Genomic DNA, 21036 nt, shown 5'->3' with positions numbered 1-21036 from the left:
GTGTCCCCGGCGGCTGCCGGGGCACCGGGGGCGCGGCAAGCAACGAAGAATCGTCGTTGCTTGCCGCACCCCCGGTTTTTTCATGCCGTCAACCGGGGGGTGACCGGGCCTGATACGGCGTCCGTGGCGCCCACCGCATCCGGCAGGCAACCCTTAAACGGCGCGGGGGATAAGACCCGGGGGCTCTTCTTTTCCACGCATCCGGCCCCGGCGAAGCACCACAGAGCCGGGCACCGGGGGTGCAGTCCCGGTGGCTTCCTGTGCGACGGGTTTGTCCTTATGTTCCGCAAAACGTTGTGCAGGCGGGGCTGCCCGCAGGCGGCGGCATGCGGGTGGAGTCATGGCGGCAGCGTCGGTCGAAGGGGGCGGTGACGGCCGCAAGCGTTTCATTGAACAGGGCCATCTCCCCGTCGACGGCCTCAGCGATGGCGCGGTCGACGACATGGTTGCGGGGTATGTGCACCGGGTTGGTGCGCGACATCACCTCAGGATCGGGATCTGTGCGCAGCCACCGGTGAAGCCACCCGAGCAGTGGTGCGGCTGCCGAAGTGCCGGCGCCGGCGCCGCAAAACACCTCGGCCACCGCCCGGTGGATGGTGTCGGTGGCCCTGTTCCCGCCGTCCCCCGGGGCTGTGGCCGGGGACCGGCCGGTGCCGCGCCGGGAGTGCGCGGCCTGCGTCAGCAGGTCGAAAGCCCGGGTGTGGTCGGGGTGATGTGTCGCCAGCAGGCGCAGGAAATCGTGAACCAGCTGTTTGTTCCGGGTGTGGTCCGGGTCGGTGGGCGGGACTGCGGCAAGACCCAGTTTCCGGTGGAGCAGCCGATCGTGGCAGTCGAGTATCCGGTTGCCGAAACGGGCACGCTGCTCCATGGCGAACGAATGTGCCGGGCCGCCGATGGTGGGTCGGCCGTCAAAGACCAGGGGCAGCACACTGTCGATGAACCGGGCCATATTCCACTGCATGACCGCCGGCTGCTGGTCGAAACGGTAGCGTCCGGCAGTGTCAATGGAGCTGAATACCGCCGCCGGATCATGGTTGTCCAGAAAAGCACACGGCCCGTAGTCGATGGTGAAGCCGCCAACCGTGACGTTGTCGGTGTTGAGCACCCCGTGGACAAACCCGATCCCCATCCAGGAGGCCACCAGCCCGGCCTGCCGGTCACACACCGCCTCGATGAAACGGCGGTAGGTGTCGGGATGACCGCCGGTGGCGGCAGTGCTGCTGGTTGAATCTGTGGCCGCCGCTGACTGGTTGCCGGGGAGAAGATCAGAAAAATGCCGTTCGATGGCGAACTCCGCCAGGCGGCGCGTCAAGGTGCTGCCCGGGTCAGCCAGCTGGCGGGCGGCGGCGTACTGGAAAGAACCGACCCGCAGGTGGCTGGGTGCGGTCCGGACCAGCAGCCCTGCCCGCTGCGGGGTGTTCCGTACAACCTGCCAGCCGGGATCGATCACGGCGAGGGATCTGCTGGTGGGGATTCCCAGCCCGTGCATCGCCTCGCTGATGATGTATTCGCGCAGCATTGCCGCCAAGGGGGCCAGACCATCGCCGCCGCGGGAAAAAGCAGTCCGTCCACTGCCTTTGAGATGGAGGTCGATCACCTGCCCGGCGGGTGTCTCAATCTCCCCCAGCAGCACCGCCCGCCCGTCGCCGAGAAGAGGAACAAAATTTCCGAACTGGTGTCCCGCATAGGCCTGGGCGACGGGTTCGGCTCCTGCCGGAGGTTGGCGGCCCATAAGGAAATCAATTCCCCCCGCGCTGGACAACCAGTCAGGATCAAAGCCCAGCTCGGCGGCCAGCTGACGGTTGAACACAACCAGACGTGGTTGCCCACCTGCCGGTAGCGGCGGCTGGCAATCAGGTGACCAGGGTGTGCACATCTCGGGCAGGCGATCAGCGAACCAATGATGGACAACAGGGTGTGGTCTGGTAGTCAACGGCAACCTCAGGCTCAATCAGCACGGGCAAAAAGTCGGTGAAAAAAGATGCGGGGCCGGGCAGTTGGTGTCAGTGGCCATCATGCACGGAATCTTTTCCCCAACAGCCGGCTGCGTGTAGCGTACCGGAGCTTGGGTCAGCGAGCGGAGTGCGCAGCCTTGGGGGAGGAGTGCACCGGGTGCGCCCCGCTGCCTGCAGGTCCCGGCGGGAACACCACGGCAGTCAACTTCCGGTTCCCGTGTGCGGTGACGCGGCCGAGGGAACTTTCGGTTGAAAAGCAGGGGTTTCCCGCACTGGTGGGGTGACAGACCCGAATGTGTTCTGACCGGCGATCACCGGTAGTCTTGGGAGGAATGGTGCCGTTGCGCGTCAGCGGCTTTTTACAGTGGCTCGTGCACCTGTAGGGTGCTTGTGCCGTGTTATGTTCCTCATCGGCGCGACACAGGCGGCACTGTTCGTTGAATTTCTGCAATGACCGTTAGACAAGACAAGGCGAGGCGATAGACGTGGAGGGCACCACAGCCGAGAAGCTTGCTGATTTAAGGTCCCGGCTGGAAAAAGCCAAGGATCCGGGCAGCGAGCGGGCGCGCAAAAAGCGCGACGACGCGGGCCGGTCGACGCCCCGTCAGCGTATCGACGCGCTGCTTGATGCCGGTTCCTTCGTCGAGATCGGTGCCCTGGGCCGGACCCCCGATGAGCCTGATGCGCCCTACGGAGACGGTGTGGTCACCGGATACGGCCGTATCGAGGGCAGGCCGGTGGCCATCTACGCCCACGACAAAACCGTCTACGGCGGCAGTGTCGGTGTCACTTTCGGCAAAAAGGTCTGTGAGGTCATGGACATGGCCATCAAGATCGGCTGCCCCGTGATCGGTATCCAGGACTCCGGCGGTGCCCGCATCCAGGATGCGGTGACCTCGCTGGCCATGTATTCGGAGATCGCCCGCCGCCAGCTGCCGCTGTCGGGCAGAAGTCCGCAGATATCGATCATGCTCGGCAAATGCGCCGGCGGTGCCGTCTATGCCCCGGTCACCACCGATTTCGTGGTGGCTGTCGAAGACGCCGAAATGTATGTCACCGGCCCTGATGTCATCAAATCCGTCACCGGTGAATCCATCACTTCTTTCGAGCTGGGTGGCGCCCGCCAGCAAATGGCCAACGGCAACGTCCACCATGTCGCCGACAATGAGGAAGACGCCTTCGACTTCGTGCGCGACCTGCTCGATCAGCTGCCCACCAGCTGCTTCGAGGACGCACCCGTTTTCGACTGCGACGATGATGAACAAACCGAGCGGGATCTGGCGCTGGACAGCTTCATGCCGGATGACACCAACGCCGGCTACGACATGCACGACCTGCTCGAGCAGATCTTCGACGACGACTATTTTCTGGAACTGCAGGACGATTTCGCCCCGAACATCATCACCGGGTTCACCCGTATCGACGGAAAATCAGTCGGGGTCATCGCCAACCAGCCGATTCAGCTGGCCGGCTGCATCGACGCCGATGCCGCCGACAAAGCGGCCCGGTTCATCCGTATCTGTGATGCCTACAACATTCCGCTCGTCTTCGTCGTCGACACACCCGGTTACCTGCCCGGTGTCGACCAGGAAAAAGTCGGCCTGATCCACCGCGGTGCGAAGCTCGGGTTTTCCGTGGTGGAAGCCACGGTGCCGAAAGTGTCCCTGATCGTGCGCAAAGCCTACGGCGGGGCATACGCGGTCATGGGTTCGAAAAACCTCACCGGCGACATCAACCTTGCCTGGCCCACCGCCCAGGTCGCCGTCATGGGTTCAGCTGCCGCCGTGGTCATGCTCTACGGCAAGAAACTGGCGGAAATGCCGGAGGACCAGCAGCCGCGCATGAAAAAAGTGTTCATGGATTTCTACGATGAAAACATGACCAGCCCCTATGTGGCAGCTGAACGCGGCTACATTGACGCGATGATCCAGCCGCACGAAACCCGTGTCGCCCTGCGCCAGGCCCTGCGGCAGCTGGCCGACAAACACGTTGATCTCCCGGAGAAAAAACACACCATCATGCCGATGTAGCGGCAGAGCATGCGCTGGTTGGGGCGACAAAATGTGTGTATAACCCCCGTATGTTCTTCTGCCGAGAGTGTTGTTTTTCTCTTTAGGCTGCGATGAGTTCTTTTAGATTGGCTACCGCCACATCCGGTATGCTGCGACGTCTCAGCACTGGGAGATGCCACCGGGAGCATTGTCCGCGGTATGTCAGCTGCGGTCACCACCACGATGCGGACCAGTAGCCGATGGAATAGCACCTCCACGACCGGTCGGAACAATTTGATGGGGTGGTTGCACCCTCGGCATGGTGTCAGTACAGGGACTTTTCGTTGGGCAGGCAGATTGCTGCTCTTGGCATCCGACCGGGGAACAGAAACTAATGCAGGCAGGACCTGTCGACAGCTGTCTGGATGCTTTCTGATATTCCCGGCTGCTGGCTTGTGTAGACAATAGACGTTCAAAAAACACGGCAGCGCTTCGTTTCGGCTTTTCTCCAGTCTCGAAGGCGCTTGCTGTCGTAGTCGCTGATTATGAGGTTTTTGCTGTTGGTTGGCGGGGATTGGTGTGGCCCCGAATGGGGATAGTTGTTGATTTGGTATTCGGGAAACTGCTGGTGGGTGGGGTGGACCCTAAAAAATTAGGGGTGTGGTGGTGTGCTGGGCTGCATAGGCTCTGTGGGTAAGGGCTTCACCGGGGTTTGCCGGTGATTGCCGTCGCACCTATTTGTCGAGGAGTTTCCATGACGTCCCTGCCCCGTTCCCGCCGTGGGGTGTTGTCCCGCAAGACCCGCGTTGCTCTGGTCGCTGTGGTTGCATCGTTTGGTTTGGTGCTGCCTGCGGTAGCGCCTGCCGGAACACCGCTTGCCGTAGAAGCTTCTGCAGCGGAAAAAGTCAAGCAATTGGCTGTTGATGCAGGTTTTGATTTCTGGGTAGAACCCATTTCGATTTCGACTCATGACCGTTCCGGTAATTTTGATGTCAAAATAATAGATCACCTCAGTCTCGATCCCTTTGCTTCCCAGAGGGGGTACCCTGATCCGAAGTTCAGCGTGGAAACGCCTGCAGGCTGGGGTGATGCGATTTCAGTAAGAGAATATTATGGCCACTTTGGCTACTACAAGCTGCCAAGTGATGTGGCTGCTGGGTCGTACGCGATCCAGGTGACTGCAACATTGGATAGCGGCAGGAAGGTTACCCACACTGTTCCGGTTATTGTCTCGGATAAAGACAGTGATCCTGATTTCTCGGAATCTCCTGATACCGCGGCGTACACATGGCAAACAGACATCCGTGGCGCAGAAAGCCGGACGGCAGAGCTTTCGTGGAGTGGATTGAGGGCTGGGGCCACATCCGGGGCACGTGCAGTTCTTGGCCGAGGCGCCCCGTCGGGCGCTACGGTGAACTCGAAGACGGGAAGTGTTACTTACACGCTTCCCGAGGGGCAGGAGTTTGCTGACATTCCAGTGGATGTGACGTTTCAGGATGGGCGCAAAGACACTTTTATTGCACGGTTTACGCGTGCTTCGGCCGGGAATCAATACGTGGTGGAATGTGAAACATCAAAAGCAACGGCGGGAGTGCCTTCACATTCATTTCTTTCCTTCCATAGAGGATCGTCGAGCTCGGCTTTTCCTCCTTTCACTGTGAAGAGAGAACTCGATCAAAGCTCGGTGTCGGGTGGTGCCGTGTCATCCTTTGACGTAGAAGTTAGGGGGGAAAGTATTCCCTTGTATAGAGCTGTGCCTGATTCTGGTGCACGGTCGTTGTCATACGACGTAAAACTCACCTTCAATGACGGGAAGTCAAAAGTCGTACGATGCAAACATGACATCTTTTCCCAGGGTGAATTGATCGAGTTGGGCTGGGAAACGGCTTTCGGTCTTGTTCCCGGCCAGACGGCTGTATCCGAGGTGATCGTTGCTGGGCAGGCAAGTAATGTCTTAGGGGCGGATGTAATAGCAGACCTTCCCAAGCTGGTGGATCACTACGAGTTGGGTGATGATCAGCCACCTGCAAGTCTTGGAGTTGCGGAGTTGAATCCGGAAACTGGTGCGGTGACTTTTACGCCCTCGGAAAAGGCTACGGGGGAAATAGTTGTTCCGGTGAAGATTCACTTCAAGGATGGCTCTGTGAATGAAGATGCGATGGCCTTATTTCAGGTCGGTTCCATTGCAGAGTTCGTCGGACCACTTCGGCAAAGGAAAGAGGACTCAGATTTTTCCTTGGGGGATAATATCGTGCGCTTCTCCGAGTTTGATAGAGAATCGAATGAAGATGGGAGAGACAGTTTCTTTATTCCGGGAACGAAGGTGGAGCCGACTGGTGGCGATTGGTCCCTGCTGTCACCGAAGAGGATCAACAGTGTGAGCTGGAAACTGACTGTTCCCAGTGATGTTGCTGATGAAACGACGTACACCCTTGACGCGGTTGCGACTTTTCCTGATGGCTCAACCAAAAAAATCACACGTGTATATACAGTCAACCGAGACGGTGAACCAGATGTGAAGCGGTTCGATTCCATTGGATTTTCTTATGGGTTGGTTGATGTTGCCACCAACGAGAACACCGCAATCGCACAGGCCGGAATGTTGGGGGAACTCGTATCGTTCGAGCAGATTACCCGCATGTACCACTTTTCAAACTTTTACAAGTTCCGGATTACTGACACGAAGGGACATGATGTGTCGGTTGATGAGAAGACCGGTCGGGTGACCTTGAAGTTGAAGCCTTCGGATGCGAATTCGACGATCCGGATTCCGGTGGAGATAAGTATTCCGTGGTTGTCGGATGGGGAGTATGAGCCGTTTAGGACGGAGGCTGTTTTCAAGGTTGGTGAGGTGCCCGAGGATGCCGGTGGGGATGATGGGGATCCCGTGAAGAAGTCCGATGCTGAGACTTATACGGCTGTTGGCGGTAAGGCTACGGTGGTTGCCGGTAAAGAGGCGACTGCTGCGGTGATGGTTGAGGACCTGCCTGATGGCACTGTGTTTACTGTTGCTAAGGATTCGCCGGTCAGTGAGGGTGTGTTGGTTGACAAGTCCACTGGTGTGGTGACGTTCAAGCCTGCCGGGGATGTTGCTGCCGGTAAGTACACGGTGAAGGTGACGGTCACGTATCCGGATGGAAGCACTGATACCGCTGATGTGGTGTTTACCGTCGAAAAGCCTGATGCTGATGTGTATGAGGCTGTTGGTGGTGCTGCCAGTGTGGTGGCCGGGGAGACTTCGACGGCGACGGTTGCTGTTGCTGAGAAGCCGAAGGGGACAACGTTTACGTTGGCGGTTGATTCGCCGGTCAGTGAAGGTGTGTCGGTTGACAAGTCCACTGGTGTGGTGAGTTTCAAGCCGGGTAAGGATGTCGCTGCCGGTAAGTACACGGTGAAGGTGACGGTCACGTATCCGGATGGAAGCACTGATACCGCTGATGTGGTGTTTACCGTTGGTAAAGCGGCTGCTCCGAAGCCGGACGGGAAGAAGGACAATGAGTTCTACAAGCCGCAGCCGGCCGCGGGAGAGGCTACAAAGGTAGCCCGCGGCAGTGATGGGGCGGTAGCGATTGTGTTCGATGATCCTGCGACCGAGGAGATTGAATCCGTTCCGGCTGGCACTATGTTTGTGCTTGGTGATGATGCTCCTGAGGGGGCGGATGTTGATGCGGATACTGGTGCTGTGTCGTATAAGCCGGCTGATGGTCAGTTGGCTAAGACGGTGAGAGTTCCGGTGAAGGTCACGTATCCGGATGAGACGACAGCTGTGGTTGAGGTGCCGTTTGTGGTGACTGTTGATCTGGGTGTTCTGTTTGCTTCTGCGGAATCTGCGGGTTCTGTGACCACGGTCAAGCCTGTGTCGGATGTTCCGACGGGAACGGTGTTTGGTTTGGCGCCGGGTACCCCGAAGGGTGTTTCGGTTGATAGGGACACTGGTGTGGTGACGGTCAAGCATGTGGCTGGTTTGAAGGGTAAGACCATCGAGGTTGGTGTGGTGTTGACCAATGGTGAGCAGGAGGAGATCCGTCGGATCAGTGTGACTGTTCCTGCTGGTGGGACCAAGCCTGCGGATAAGGCGGAGCCGGGTGGTACCAAGTCTGGTGGCCAGTCGAAGGATGGTTCTTCCGGTGGTGCCGGGTCGGCGGTGATTGCGATCATTCCGATTTTGTTGGCGATCCTGGGTATTGGTGGTGCCGCTGTGATGGGGATGATTCCGGGTGTGCCGGCGATGAAGATGCCTGCGATGAAGTTCCCGGGCATGTAGAAAACCGGTTGGTTCCTTATTGATTCCGGCTGGATAATTGAATATGTGTGTGCTGCCGCCGGTGGCCTGTCGTTGGGCAGGCTGCCGGCGGCAGTGTCATGTGTGGTGCCGGTGGGGGATCAGCCTTCGACGGTGAAAAGATCAATCTCGCCGGTTGCGAGTTCACCGCTAAGGATCAGGTTTGTGGTGAAACCGGCGACATCGGCGCGGGAGACGGATTTATCTCCATTGGGTTCATCGTTGATGCTGGTGCGGACCATGTCGGTGGGGGCATCATCGGTGAGCCGGGCCGGTTTGATGATGGTCCATTCAAGGCCCGAATTCCGCAGGTCATCATCGGCTTCCCGCTTGGAATCCCAATATGCGGTGAACACTTCGTCGGTTCCGGCCGGGGTGATGTAGCCCGCGCCGAGGAAAGAAATTTGCACGAAGTGCCTGATGTCTTTGGCGATGGCTGCCTGCGCCGGCGGCAAAGACCACTACATCCGCATCCCCGTAGGCTTCCGCCAGCTCGGCCACGGAACAGGTTTCGATATCGGCCACCACCGGGATTCCGCCCCGGTCCCGGACATCATCGGCATGGTCGGGATTGCGGATGATGTTTCTGGTCGTGGCCCCGCTCAAGGAAGCGAGTTTGGTCATCTGCAGGGCGATTTGTCAGTGTCCGCCCACAACGGCAACAGTCAATTCACTGGTGTCGGCCATACCCGGAACAACGGCCCGGGTGGGGGTGTTCGTTCCACACAACACCCGCCGGACCTGTGCGGGCTGCGGAATATCAGCTGGCGGGTGCGGCGGGTGCGGGGTTAGGCGTCTCAGGCGATCGGATCGACGGCTTTTTTGTCCCAGATTTTCGCTCCGATGGCCCGGTAGCCCATCAGCAGTGCCCCGGAGACCGAGCCGGCGACAATCATGAACGACCAGTGGGGGACTGCACCGTGGCGGATACCCCAGATCGACAGGCCGAAGACAACCGACATCAGCCACACGAACACACCTGCGGGTGCCACCTTGTGCGGCAGCCAGCCGGTGAAGTGCATGGCCATCCAGCTGGCCAGAAGACCGGTGAGAAACGGCCAGGCGGTATCGACCCAGCCGATGAACGTGAACGGCAGGTCATTGCGGTGCGCGGCACGGGCCAGCAGGGCGAAAGCCAGGATGGAGGCCACGTCGCTGGAGAAAATGTACCAGTCGGAGCAGACCTTGACGTTTTTGTCTTTTGCGAGTGTGGTCACGGCGGACAGTCCTATTCTTGTGGGTAAAGACGGAAAAAAGTTGTGAAGCGGCAAAGCTGTCGCCATCAACCACCCTAGTCGCAGTTGCACCGCCGCCGGATCAATCCAAGGTGTGATGTTGCATCATCGTTTGGGTTTTACTACCCGGTGCCCGACCATCGCTGCTGATTTTTTGTCTCGAGGGCAGCGGAACCGGAATCAAAGCCAGTGCCGTGTGACATCGGCAGGGGAAGCCGGTGGATACTTCTCGGCAACACCGGTGTTACGGCGGGTCCCTTATATGGCGGGTGAGCACTGCCCTGCCGGTTTGACCACCACCGGCAATTGCATGGCGGGCTATGCTCCTCCAGCCAAGTCGGCCATGTTTCGGACGTGTGATTCGTTAACCCTGTTGCAAAGGAGGGAAGTGGGATGCTGACTCGACCCTTTTCAGCAATGCCAGACCGGCTCTGTTCCGGTCTGTGCTCTCGATGACAAGGACACCGATGTTTTTCCTCGAGGTGTTCGATTCTCAAGGCGACGAAACTCAAGGATTTCATGGTGAGCGCCTCAGCCACTGCTCGGGGGACCGCGTACAAAACCTCCTGTTCCTGAAGCCAGTTTTCACAGGCCGCGCTGCCGGGAGCAAGGGAGTCTGATTCAGGGTTGTCGAATGAAAATTGATACCGGTCGACTTCTTTCTGCCACGCTTTGCAGATGATGCCCTGATTGCCCGGATAATGTGGGCGCCCCTCTTTCTCGAATTCGGGATTGCCGGATATGCGGGCAATCGGTATGAATCGGCTGGAAGAGCTGTCATGGCAGTAAACGGAAATTCTTGTGTCCGGTCGACATGCACGGCGCCCGCTGTTCCTGTGCGAGATCGCGGAGATTGTCTTAGACCAGCTCGCGGGTATTGTCCTCGTATTTCCTCGCGATGTCCTGCGACTGCCCCACAGCTTTCTCGAGGGGCGACGAGCTTTTTGTTTTTCTTGGCGACCCCTATACCGCCTGCGATGAGACAGATGACCGATATGGCCAGAACCACCAGGCCAGAGCATTTTTGCTGATTTTTGCAAGCAGCAGGGATGGGAACCAGCGAGACAACGATCCCCGATAACGTGGGGATTCCCAGCAGATTTCAGCCCACCACTGGTCAAGGAAGGTCCCGATGCGGACTCCCGGACCGGGTTTTTCGGATCTGTGATGCGTGCGACTGTTGGCGCAGCCATGTGCTTGACCTAGGCGCAGGACAGCGTGTTGCCGACTCTTGTCAGAGCGTCTCTGGGATGTAGGGGGTTGGGGTTGACGAAAAATTTGCGGATGAAAAAGTCCGAGGTCTGCTCGGCTTCCTCGAGGTCTTCGGCATGAAATTCAAGCTCGATCCGGAGCCGTCCCGGAACATCAGTATCCGTGATGGAGGGGGTGAGTTCACGCATTTCTTCTTCGGCCGCGCAGCGCCCGCTGAACTCGTGGAGTACAGCTTGCGCGCTGTCCGGTGGGGTGACGCAGACAAATGTCATGAGGCGGAACTTTTCGAAGTGACACGTCTGCCTTATCTTTCTGTCCGGTGGGCTTGTGTGCGATGACTGTGGTCTACGCCATCGGGGTCATGGACAGGGATGTGCGGCGGGTGGCAGCTGTGGAAATAGGCGGTCCGGATCAGCGGGAAGGTTCCTCGGCGGCCAGTGTTTTCGCGTTGACTCCCCGGCGGGCAAACACCATGGCGTGCACGATCCAGCCGATCACCGTCACCCCCACCAGGCTCATCATCCGGTACACCAGCACAGTTCCCACCGCCCCGACCGCGGTCATGCCGACTGCCACCAGGGTGGCCGTCAGGGCGGCTTCCACCGGCCCCAGGCCACCGGGGGTCGCCTGTACGGTACCGGCGATTTTACTGCTCACATAGGCCAGTACCACGCCGGCGATGGTGGTGTGGTTGGTCTCGGCGTGCAGGGCGGGCAGCGCCCCGGTGACCGCACCGACGGCGGCAATCAGGGCGGCGATGTCAAGCGCCCAGTTCGCCAGTGACCAGGTGGCGGCGGTGGCGAATTTTCCTTTCGACAGCTCCACCGCATCCAGCTGGTGGATGTGCTCGAGGGCGCAGTCAAGACCGGCGGCCGGCTCCCGGCGAAGCAGCCGGTTGATTTTCGGGATGATGCGCCTGGCCCAGCGGGCCAACGCCCTGGGGTGGCTGGTCGCCCAATACACCAGGGCCGAGAGAAGACACATGATCGCCAGGGTGGGCACCAGTGACCAGATGGGGATCGAGGCCCCGAGAGTGAATGTGGCCGCCAGCCCCAAACACACCAGCCACATTGTCGACAGCGTCCCGGAGACCACGATCTGCCAGGAGCACAGCACCACCGACGCCCCCCAGCTGCGCATGGTGTTAAACGACAGCACCGTGGCCAGGGCCTGTCCGCCGGGAAAGGAAGTCGACCAGGCGTTGGCGGCGAACACCAGTTCCGTGGTGTGCCGGAGATTCGTGCGGGTTCCGCCGGCCGCCAGCAGCAGCCGCATCACCTCACCCATGGCAAACAGCGACAGGCACGACAGCAGCAGGGTGACAGCCACCCCGACCGGGTCGGCGGAGCGGACCTCCCCGAGGCCTTCTTTGATGAAATCGACTTTGGCGTGCAGTACGGCGGCAAGTACCGCCACAATCACCAGCGGGATCAGCCACCGCACCCATTTGTTAGCGAACAACCGGGACAGGGCGGAGGGTTTTTTCTTTTTCTTTCTCCCGCTGGGTTGGTTCACTGGTGGTTCTCCCGGCAGACGGCGGTCCCGGTGGAATCAACAGCCGACGGTGCTGTGACCGGGGTGGGCCGGGCCGGGGTGGTCGCGCCGTGGCCAAGGGCCGCGGAGGCTTTTTTCACCCACACCGGTGCCCACCAGTTGTCCTCCCGGAGCAGATGCATGACTGCGGGCACCAGCAGCATACGGATGACGGTGGCATCCAGCAGCAGGGCGGCGATCATGCCGAAGGCAATGTATTTCATCATCACGATCTGGCTGAAGCCGAAAGCCCCGCAGACCACGATCATGATGATGGCGGCGGCGGTGATGATCGACCCGGTGTGGGCGGTACCGTAGCGGATCGCCCGGTCGGTGGTCGCACCACGCTGGTTGGCCTCCACCATCCGGGAGACCAGAAACACCTCGTAGTCGGTTGACAGCCCGTAGACGATGCAGACAATCAGCACCAGCACCGGGCTCATCAGCGGGCCGGGGGTGAAGCCGAACAGATCCGATCCCAGCCCGTCGACGAACATCCAGGTCAACACTCCCAGTGTGGCACCCAGTCCGAGAATGGTCATGATGATCGCTTTGGCGGGCAGGATCATTGAGCCGAAAGTCAGCGACATCAACAGGAAGGTGGCCAGCAGAATATAGATCGCCATGGCCGGCAGGGTGTCAAACAGTGCCTCAATGGATTCGACCTCCAGCGCCGGGGTGCCGCCAATATAGACCTTCGCCTGGCCGGGAATGTTTATGGCGCGCAGCTGTTCGACGACGGCCGCATTGTCCTCCCGGTTGGTTATCCCGGCGGCCAGAACCGTGGTCTGGTCTTTGGTTTCGCTGGCGATTTTGAACCGGCCGGTCAGTCCCTGGACCTCATTGGCCTGGGAGTAGATGTCGGCCAGCTCTTCCGGGGTGGCATCGGTGACCACCAGCTTGACCGGGTCGGTGCGAAATTGCGGGAAGGCCTCGTCGAAATCGGCCTGTGCGGTGCGGGTGGCCTGTCCCGGCGGCAGATAGGTTTCGTTGATCCCGCCGAAGGTGATTCCCACCAGCGGCAGGGTCAGTGCCACCAGCCCGGCGACAAGAGCAACCGTGACGGCGGTGGCATTTTTCATGGCGAAGGTGGGAACCGCCCCGAAAAACCCTTTCTCCGGGTCTTTGTCGAAGTGGGTTTTGCGCAGCGTGAAACGGTCGATACCGGGGCCTAGAAGGCCAAACAGGCTGGGCAGGACGGTCAGTGACAGCACAGCGGCCAGGCCGACGGCACTGATGGCCCCGTAGGCGATGGATTTGAGGAAAGCCTGCGGGAACAAAAACAGCCCCGACAAAGCAACAATGACCATGCCGGCGGAAAACACCACGGTTTTTCCCGCCGTGGCGGTGGTGGTGGCCACCGCATCGTCGACGCGCACTCCTTTGGCCATCTCTTCCCGGAACCGGGAGACCATGAACAACCCGTAGTCGATGGCAAGCCCCAGGCCGAGCAGGGTGACCACCGACTGGGCGAACACATTGACCTGGGTGAAGGAAGCCAGGATGCTCAACACCCCAAGAGATCCGAGAATCGACAGCACGCCGACGATCAGGGGCATACCGGCGGCCACCACCGACCCGAACACGATCACCAGCAGCACGGCCACGGCGGGAAGCGCGTAAACCTCGGCGCGGTGGATGTCACCGGCCATGCCTTTGTCCAGGGCGTCAGCGATCGCGGTGGCGCCGGCGATGCGGACGGTGACTCCGCCGGGAAGTTCCGTCGGTTTGTGGGCGTTATCCGACAACGCGTCGATGGCCCGGAAATCCTTCAGGGTCTGCTCCCCGTCGCCTTTCAGGCCCACCGCGGCAAAAGCCAGGGTTTTGTCGTCGTTGATCAGATTGGGGTTCATCGCATCCGACCAGCTGGTGACATGGTCGATCTGCTCCGGGTGGCTGGCTTTGAGGATCTCCAGGTACGAGGCGATGGAGGTCCTCAGCCCACCGTCGGCGAGGGATGCTCCTTCGGGGGCGGAAAACAGCAGAATCACATCGCCGTTGTTGTCGCGGCCGAAGGTGGCCTGCTCAATGGCGGCGGCCCGGGTGGAGGAACTGGCCGGATCATCCCAGCCTTCCTGTGACAGCCGCTGGTCCAGCTGGGTTCCGGCCAACAGGTACAGCCCCATGATTAGTGCAATGAACACCAGCGGAACAGCACGCCGGTGGCGGAAAGCGAATCGACCCCAGGTGACAAACACGATGAGTTACCTTAAATTTCCTGACCCTTGTGACAGACATGGCGGTGGAACGGGCGTGGAACCCGCCCGGCCGCGCAACCGGCGGTTGAACGGCAGGCGGGACTGCTAGCGTTGGTTGGACGCCAGGCACGACAGCGGCCGGAACGGCGGCAGCCAGCCACCGTTTTCCGGCAGGTTTTCCAGCTTCAGGCGCGGCAGCGGGTAACGGAACACCCCGTCGATGTCTTCCAGATCAACGAATTCGATCGGCTCGGAGGTCACCGCCCAGGAGGCATGCTCCCGGAACCCGATGACGGTGGCGGGGATACCTTCGGCGACCAGTTCCTCCAGCGTCGACTGGAAGTTTTGGCCATCGGCACTGGCGACCACCACACTGTGCAGAACCCCGGCGTCATGGCGTGCTTTGATGTGGGCGAGCATATCCGGATCCACATCCGAGTCCTCGGAGACCTTCGGCTTGGCGAACACCGCGAAACCGACGTTGCGCAGCGCCTCCACCCAGGAACGCATGGAATCTTCACTGCCGCGGGCCACATTGGTGAACACGGTGGCTTCCGGGGCCACACTGTGTCCGGCGCGGGCGCCGGCAACCTGTGCCTGGCGCAACAGCCACAGGCCGACAGCATCGAAACGCGGCCGGTTGGCGGAATCGGGTTTACCGCCCAGAATCGAACCCAGCCCCATATCAATATTCGGGGCATCCCACACCAGCAGCAGAGTGTGCTTGCCGGGGGCATCCAGCGGGCTGTGCGGGTCGTGGGCGGCGTGGGGATCAATCTCGCCGTGGGGGGACATCTCGTGGGACATGATTCTCCAGGAGTCTAGAAGCGGTTATCTCATCGTGGGCGTGGAAAACAAAAACGGGACACCCGTTTTCGCGGGCACACGATCTGGCCGATGACGGGCATCGGCTGCCGGGAAACACCCCGGCAGACGATGGCACCGTCCGCCTTCCCCCAGGTTATCGGACGCAGACAGTGCCGGTCATCTTGACGGCCCTGTGTTTCCGGACACCGCAGCCGGGGTTTAGCCGCGTTTGCGCCACAGGTATTCGTGGATCGTGTGGTCGCGGCGCAGCCCCTTGCCCTCGAATTTGGTGATCAGCTGCCGGTCGGTCAACTGGGGGCAGTCGGACCAGGGGAAACCCATGTATTCCAGTGACGGCTCCACATCGACCAGCCCGTCGATCCACTCGGCGTAGCCGGCATGATCGGTGGCCACATGCAGCACCCCGCCTTTTTTCAGCCTGCTGGCAAACAGCCGCAGCGGGCCGGACTGGATGATGCGGCGCTTGTGGTGGCGGGCTTTGGGCCACGGGTCGGGGAAAAACACCCGGATGCCGGACAGGGATTCCGGTTCGATCATGCGGTTGAGTACCTCGATACCGTCACCGCGGACCATGCGGATATTGGGGATGTTTTCCCGCACCACCGTGCCCAAAAGTTTCGCCAGACCCGGTTTGTACAGTTCCACCGCAATGACATGGGTGCCGGTTTCCACCTGCGCCATCGCCGCGGTGGAGGTTCCCGTCCCGGAACCGATCTCGACGATGGTGGGCGCCGGGCCGCCGAACCAGTCGTCGATGTCGATGCGTTCATCCGCCAGCACCCGGCCCAGGCGGGGCCAATGCTCGGTGAACAGTGCTTCCTGGTTGTCGGTCAATGTGCCGCGGCGGAAAGACACCGCGCCCAGCCGCGGATAGTCCAATCCGTCAGCGAACTCTGATTGCAGGGGACGGCCCGCCGGCAGTTCACCGACGCCGTCACGGCCATGATCCGAGGTATGTTCCATGGCCAGCATTGTTCCAGAAAACGCGGGAAACCCCGCCCTGCGGGTGGCGCAGAGCACTCCGGCCACGTGTGAGGGCACCATTATTTTTGTCCATTTCTTCCCGGCCGACGAAAAAAAGAACCACCTCTGTCGGGGGTGGCCGGGGCCACCTGTGTCCGGGTGTGTCCGGTTCCACACTTCAACAACAAATTTGCACCCACCTGAGGGGGAGGCGAAGAAAGATCAGATTAATAACCGCCAAAAAGCAGGCGGGATTCCTGTCTCCGGCAGGTGGCGGGGGAGGGGCGTCTTGAAAGGGATGATGAAAAGCGGTGAAGGGGGTATTTATGACCGCGGATATGGGCGAAAATAGTTGTTTTTTGTCCTGAATCGGGCCGATTTTTGGCTTTCTCAGGGGCGGTGAATCGGGCGCGGGTATTACAGTTGGGGGAAGCAATACTGCACCGCACATTTTTGCGGTTGTTCCCGATCGACACGGAAATTGAGGTTCACCCATGAGGGATCTTCGTTCAACCACTCGCCTGGCCGCGGTGCTTGCGGCTGGCGCCCTGGCCACCACCGGACTGGTCGCCTGCTCGTCAGACGATGCCTCCGACGCCGCTTCCGACGCCACTTCGGCCGCCAAGGAAGCAGCGTCGTCCGCCGCGGAGGCGGCCACCTCCGCCGAGAAAACCACCGAGGCCAAGGACTCCGGAAGCGACGGTGCCGTTATTGAGTACTGGCATCGCCTGCCCGACAAGGACGGCATGATCACCGTCGCCGAGTCCGCTGAGGAGTGGAACAAAGAGCACCCGGACATGATGGTCAAGACCGTCAAGTTCGAAGGTGACGCCACCGCCTCCTACGACAAGATTTCCGCCGCCGTCAAAGCCGGTAACGCCCCCTGCCTGGCGCAGGCCTCCTACGACGGCATCCCGGCCATGCTGGTCCGCGGTGAACTGATGGATGTCACCGATCTGGCCGCCAAATACAAGGACAACTACGGTGCCGGCCCCTTCGGTCAGGTCACCCTGGGAGGCAAGACCTACGGCCTGCCGCAGGACACCGGCCCGCTGGTCTACTACTACGACAAGGCCGCCTTCGATGAGCTGGGCCTGAAGCCCCCGGCAACCTGGGACGAGTACTGGTCGAATGCCGAAAAGGCCCACGATGCCGGCAAGTACACCTCCGCCTTCTTCAAAGATGAGGCCGGCGACTGGTACGGCGCCGTCAACGCCTCCTACGGCGACCAGTGGTTCGGTGTCGACGGCGACGCCTGGAAGGTCGACGTCAACGGCCCGATGAGCCAGAAGATCGCCAAGGCCTGGCAGACCTCCATTGAGGCCGACACCACCCTGGTGGCCGACCGCTGGGGCGATCCCTCACCGACCGACACCGCCCTGAAGGACGGTACCCTGATCGGCTACATCGGCGCCGCCTGGGAGGCAGCGTTCAACCTGGATCCGCTGGGTGTTGACACAGCCGAGTGGCAGGTCGCCCAGATGCCCGACAACACCTCCGGCCCGTGGGGCGGTTCCGCCCTGGTCGTGCTGAAGGGCTGTGAAGCACCGGAAGCCGCCATGGAATACGCCAACTGGTACAACACCAACCTCAAGGCCATGGCCTCGCAGGGTCTGGTGCCCGCCGCCAAGGGCAAAGTCGAAACCCCGGAGGCCATCAAGGCCCTCTACGGTGGACAGGACGTGATGGCTGAGCTGACCAAGGCCGCCGACAACGCCAACCCGAACTGGCTGTTCAGCCCCACCTGGCCTGCCGTGAAGAAGACCCTGATCGACAATGCCGGTAAGGGCATGCCGCTGCCGAAGAACATTGACGCAGCCCAGGAACAGGCCGTCTCCTCCCTGGAAGGCCGTGGCCTGGCGGTCAAGCAGTAAAAAACACCGGCAGCTGGATAACACCAGCAGCCACCCGGACTGACCCGGCACCATCTCCCGGCGGGATGCCCACGCATCCCGCCGGGGGCCGCAGCCCGGACAACAATCACCTTCCTTCTCCTTCTACCCCCGAACTTTTCCGGCAACTGCCGCCCCGACGTTGCTGTCCCCTCACCGCACGGTGTCCCGGGAACACGTCCGCCGTCGGCTCTTGCCACCCGCCCGGACACCACCACCTGTCACCGCGGCGCCCAATCCGCCGCGGCCCATGAGTGTTTTCCACGTCCGGGATGATCCTCCGTGCACCCGTGGTGCCAGGACGCGATTGTCACGCCGGTTCCTTGTGACGATGTGAAAAAAACGACAAAGAACCGGGGCTTTGTGCTGTTGCGGTGTTTAAAAAGGGGCACCGACTGCGTCCTTCCGCCACCGGCGTCACCGCCTGACCGTCGGCTTGCGGACACCATCCACCGGCCGGTTTGCGGCAGGATGACCGGCGCAGCCCCGCTGCCGCCCCAGCCTTTCGGCGGGAACACCGGGTCCACGGACTGTTTCGAGAAAACACCACCAGACTTCTTCGACCCTGGGAAGGACAGCCGTGGCACAGACCACCACAGGCGCACCACCGGCGGCAGCCGCCGCCGCCACTAACGAAGCGTCCATACGCAAAAGAGCACGGCGCAAAGCCCTCTACGGCTGGGCTTTTCTAAGCCCCTTCGCCGTGCTGTTTCTCATTGTGTTCGTCGTCCCGATCTTCACCTCCGCCTACGAGGCATTTTTCCAGGTGAAGGCCGCCGGCGGGGGACTGTACGGCGGCGGTGAATCACAGCGGGTGTTCGTCGGCGCCGAGAACTTCATCAACGCCGCCACCGCCCCGAACTTCTGGCACGGCATGGGAAGGGTGTTCCTGTTCGGTATCGTCCAGATCCCGATCATGATCCTCATCGCCCTGGCCCTGGCGCTGGTGCTGGACAGTGTGGCGGCCAAACACCAGAAGATCTACCGGCTTTTGTACTTTTTGCCCTACGCCATTCCCGGCATCATCGCCGCGATCATCTGGATTTACCTCTACACCCCGGATGTTTCCCCGATCATGAAATTGCTGGGGATCAGCCCCGACATGTTCAGCCACAATGTGGTGCTGTGGTCGATGGCCAACGTGACCACCTGGACCTACACCGGCTACAACATGCTGATCTTCTACTCGGCTCTGCAGTCGGTGCCGCGGGAACTGTACGAAGCCGCCCGCATCGACGGCGCGACCGAATGGCAGCTGAACACGAAAATCAAAATCCCGATGCTGTCCTCGGCGGTGCTGCTGACGGTGCTGCTGTCGATCATCGGCACCATCCAGCTGTTCAACGAGCCGGCCATGTTCCAAAAGACCGCGTCTCTTCCGGCCGACTACATGCCGATGCTGATGGCCCTGGCCGTGAAAAACGAACAGGTCACCATCGGCGGTGTCTCGGGCGCGGGCCCCGCCGCAGCCCTGTCACTGGTGATGGCCGTCATCGCCGGTGTGATGGCTCTCGTCTACGCCATGATCCAGAGGAAGGTGGCGCCCAGCAATGACTAGCACAACCAAAAAGAACCGGAAAACCGCCACCCTGCCCGACGGGCGCACCTACGTTCCCTCGAAAGGCAATGTCGCCCACTCACTGAAACCCTCCCCGGTGGCGTCGGTGATCACCCGGATCGCCCTGGTGATCGTGGCCGTCTACTTCATGCTGCCGGTCTACTGGCTGGCGGTCTCGGCGACGAAATCCGACAACGGCCTGACTGCCTCCAACGGATTCTGGTTCGCCCCCGAAACCGTCGACGGGCGCAATGTCGGCGGTTTCCACCTGGCGGAAAACTACGCCGGGCTGATGGCCTACTCAGCATCCCACGGCCACTACTGGCGGTGGGTCGGCAACTCGGTGTTCTACTCGGTGGCCGCCGGTGTGATCGGCGTGCTGATCTCGGTGATGGCCGGCTACGCGCTGTCGAAATTCAAATTCAAAGGCTCCGGAGTTGTGCAGGGCGCGATCATGGCCGGGCTGCTCATGCCGGTGGCTCTGCTCAGCGTTCCCCTGTACCTGCTGTTCAGCCAGTTCGGACTGCTCAACAACCCGCTGGCCGTGATCATCCCGTCGGCGGTGTCCCCCTTCGGCGTGTTTTTGGCCCGGGTCTATGTTGAAGCCTCGGTACCCGATGAGCTTCTGGAAGCCGCCCGCATTGACGGGGCCGGCGAGTTCCGGATTTTCTTCACCATGGTGCTGCGGCTTTTGGCCCCGGCAATGGTGACGATCTTCCTGTTCATCTTCGTGGCCACCTGGAACAACTTCCTGCTGCCACTGATCATGATGACCGACGAATCACAGAAACCGGTCACCGTGGCCCTCTACGGCATGCTGGCCTACTTCGACCCCGACAAGGGGCAGGTGCTGCTGGGCGCATTGATGGCTATTTTGCCGGTGATCATCCTGTTCACCTTCCTGCAGCGCTTCTGGCAGTCCGGACTTGCCGCAGGCTCGGTCAAGGGATAGACGACCCAATCAACACCAGGCCGCACCATTTTTTAAAAAACCGGTCGGTTCAGCAGTGCCCCGGGGTGCCGTCAACGGCACTGCCGGGGCACAGCTTTGTCCCACCCCGCCCGCAACCGGTGTCCGGCCCGGATTTTTTACACAACAACACACCACTGACAATCACCCACCACACCCCGCGGCAGGGGCGCTACCGTGTCCGCTACCGGGGGATCGTTGAACAATGAAGGACGGGTTGCAACAGAGCATGAACGAGTTTTTGCACGACCGCATCGCCTACGGCGGTGACTGGAATCCGGAGCAGTGGGATGACCAGACCATCGCCCGCGATATTGAACTGATGACGCAGGCCGGGGTGAACCTGGTCACCGTGGCCGTGTTTTCCTGGGCCAAGCTGCAGCCGGATCCGGACACCTTCGACGCCGGATGGCTGACCG

13 protein-coding genes and 1 pseudogene are annotated in these 21036 nt (G+C 60.8%); 6 read left to right on the top strand and 8 right to left on the bottom strand.

The annotated features are described in order from the left end of the window. Positions 1 to 277: 277 nt before the first annotated feature. Entirely contained in the window at positions 278 to 1810 is a 1533-nt protein-coding gene (locus JZY06_RS11610; RefSeq protein ID WP_207279714.1) for a protein adenylyltransferase SelO, read from the bottom strand. 630 nt (positions 1811 to 2440) lie between these two features. On the opposite strand from JZY06_RS11610, the gene JZY06_RS11605 reads away from it, so the two are divergent. Together JZY06_RS11605 and JZY06_RS11600 are read left to right on the top strand one after the other, a co-directional pair. Continuing rightward, entirely contained in the window at positions 2441 to 3985 is a 1545-nt protein-coding gene (locus JZY06_RS11605) for an acyl-CoA carboxylase subunit beta (RefSeq protein ID WP_377769063.1), read from the top strand. 715 nt (positions 3986 to 4700) lie between these two features. Then, positions 4701 to 8210, top strand: a complete 3510-nt coding sequence (locus JZY06_RS11600; RefSeq protein ID WP_207279713.1) for a Rib/alpha-like domain-containing protein — start codon at positions 4701 to 4703, stop codon at positions 8208 to 8210. A gap of 119 nt (positions 8211 to 8329) precedes the next feature. Here JZY06_RS11600 and JZY06_RS12395 read toward each other — a convergent pair. The 7 genes and pseudogenes from JZY06_RS12395 to trmB form a co-directional block, all read right to left on the bottom strand. Continuing rightward, positions 8330 to 8852: pseudogene (locus tag JZY06_RS12395) on the bottom strand (NAD(P)-binding oxidoreductase). 173 nt (positions 8853 to 9025) lie between these two features. After that, the gene (locus tag JZY06_RS11585; protein WP_330617280.1) at positions 9026 to 9445 is read right to left on the bottom strand and encodes a DUF3054 domain-containing protein; all 420 of its coding nucleotides are present in this window, start codon (positions 9443 to 9445) and stop codon (positions 9026 to 9028) included. A gap of 1220 nt (positions 9446 to 10665) precedes the next feature. Further along, entirely contained in the window at positions 10666 to 10947 is a 282-nt protein-coding gene (locus JZY06_RS11580) for a hypothetical protein (protein WP_207279709.1), read from the bottom strand. A gap of 139 nt (positions 10948 to 11086) precedes the next feature. Next, entirely contained in the window at positions 11087 to 12190 is a 1104-nt protein-coding gene (locus tag JZY06_RS11575) for a lysylphosphatidylglycerol synthase transmembrane domain-containing protein (protein ID WP_330617279.1), read from the bottom strand. Beyond that, positions 12187 to 14406, bottom strand: a complete 2220-nt coding sequence (locus JZY06_RS11570) for an MMPL family transporter (protein ID WP_207279708.1) — start codon at positions 14404 to 14406, stop codon at positions 12187 to 12189. Before JZY06_RS11570 ends, JZY06_RS11575 begins: the two co-directional genes overlap by 4 nt. A gap of 105 nt (positions 14407 to 14511) precedes the next feature. Beyond that, a complete protein-coding gene (locus tag JZY06_RS11565; RefSeq protein WP_242516959.1) occupies positions 14512 to 15213 on the bottom strand; it encodes an NYN domain-containing protein in 702 nt (233 codons plus the stop codon). A 219-nt stretch (positions 15214 to 15432) separates the two neighbouring features. Then, positions 15433 to 16197, bottom strand: coding sequence for a tRNA (guanosine(46)-N7)-methyltransferase TrmB (gene trmB, locus JZY06_RS11560; protein ID WP_207279707.1), 765 nt, complete (start codon positions 16195 to 16197; stop codon positions 15433 to 15435). Positions 16198 to 16691: 494 nt separating this feature from the next. Between trmB and JZY06_RS11555 the strand changes: the two genes are divergently transcribed. The 4 genes from JZY06_RS11555 to JZY06_RS11540 all read left to right on the top strand — a co-directional run. Next, positions 16692 to 18071 (top strand): ABC transporter substrate-binding protein, encoded by a 1380-nt coding sequence (locus JZY06_RS11555; RefSeq protein WP_207279706.1) that lies wholly within the window; start codon positions 16692 to 16694, stop codon positions 18069 to 18071. A 598-nt stretch (positions 18072 to 18669) separates the two neighbouring features. Then, complete coding sequence (locus JZY06_RS11550) at positions 18670 to 19647, top strand: carbohydrate ABC transporter permease (RefSeq protein WP_207279705.1); 978 nt, start codon at positions 18670 to 18672, stop codon at positions 19645 to 19647. Next, entirely contained in the window at positions 19640 to 20599 is a 960-nt protein-coding gene (locus JZY06_RS11545) for a carbohydrate ABC transporter permease (protein ID WP_207279704.1), read from the top strand. The genes JZY06_RS11550 and JZY06_RS11545 overlap by 8 nt, the downstream gene beginning before the upstream one ends. Before the next feature lie 247 nt (positions 20600 to 20846). Then, positions 20847 to 21036: beta-galactosidase (locus JZY06_RS11540; protein WP_207279703.1), on the top strand; the 190-nt coding region annotated here is incomplete at its 3' end.

This window comes from Corynebacterium mendelii (assembly GCF_017307055.1).
GTDB classification, from domain to species: domain Bacteria; phylum Actinomycetota; class Actinomycetes; order Mycobacteriales; family Mycobacteriaceae; genus Corynebacterium; species Corynebacterium mendelii.
The sequence above is the reverse complement of the archived record's forward strand: the minus strand, read 5'-3'. Positions and strand labels throughout refer to the sequence as shown.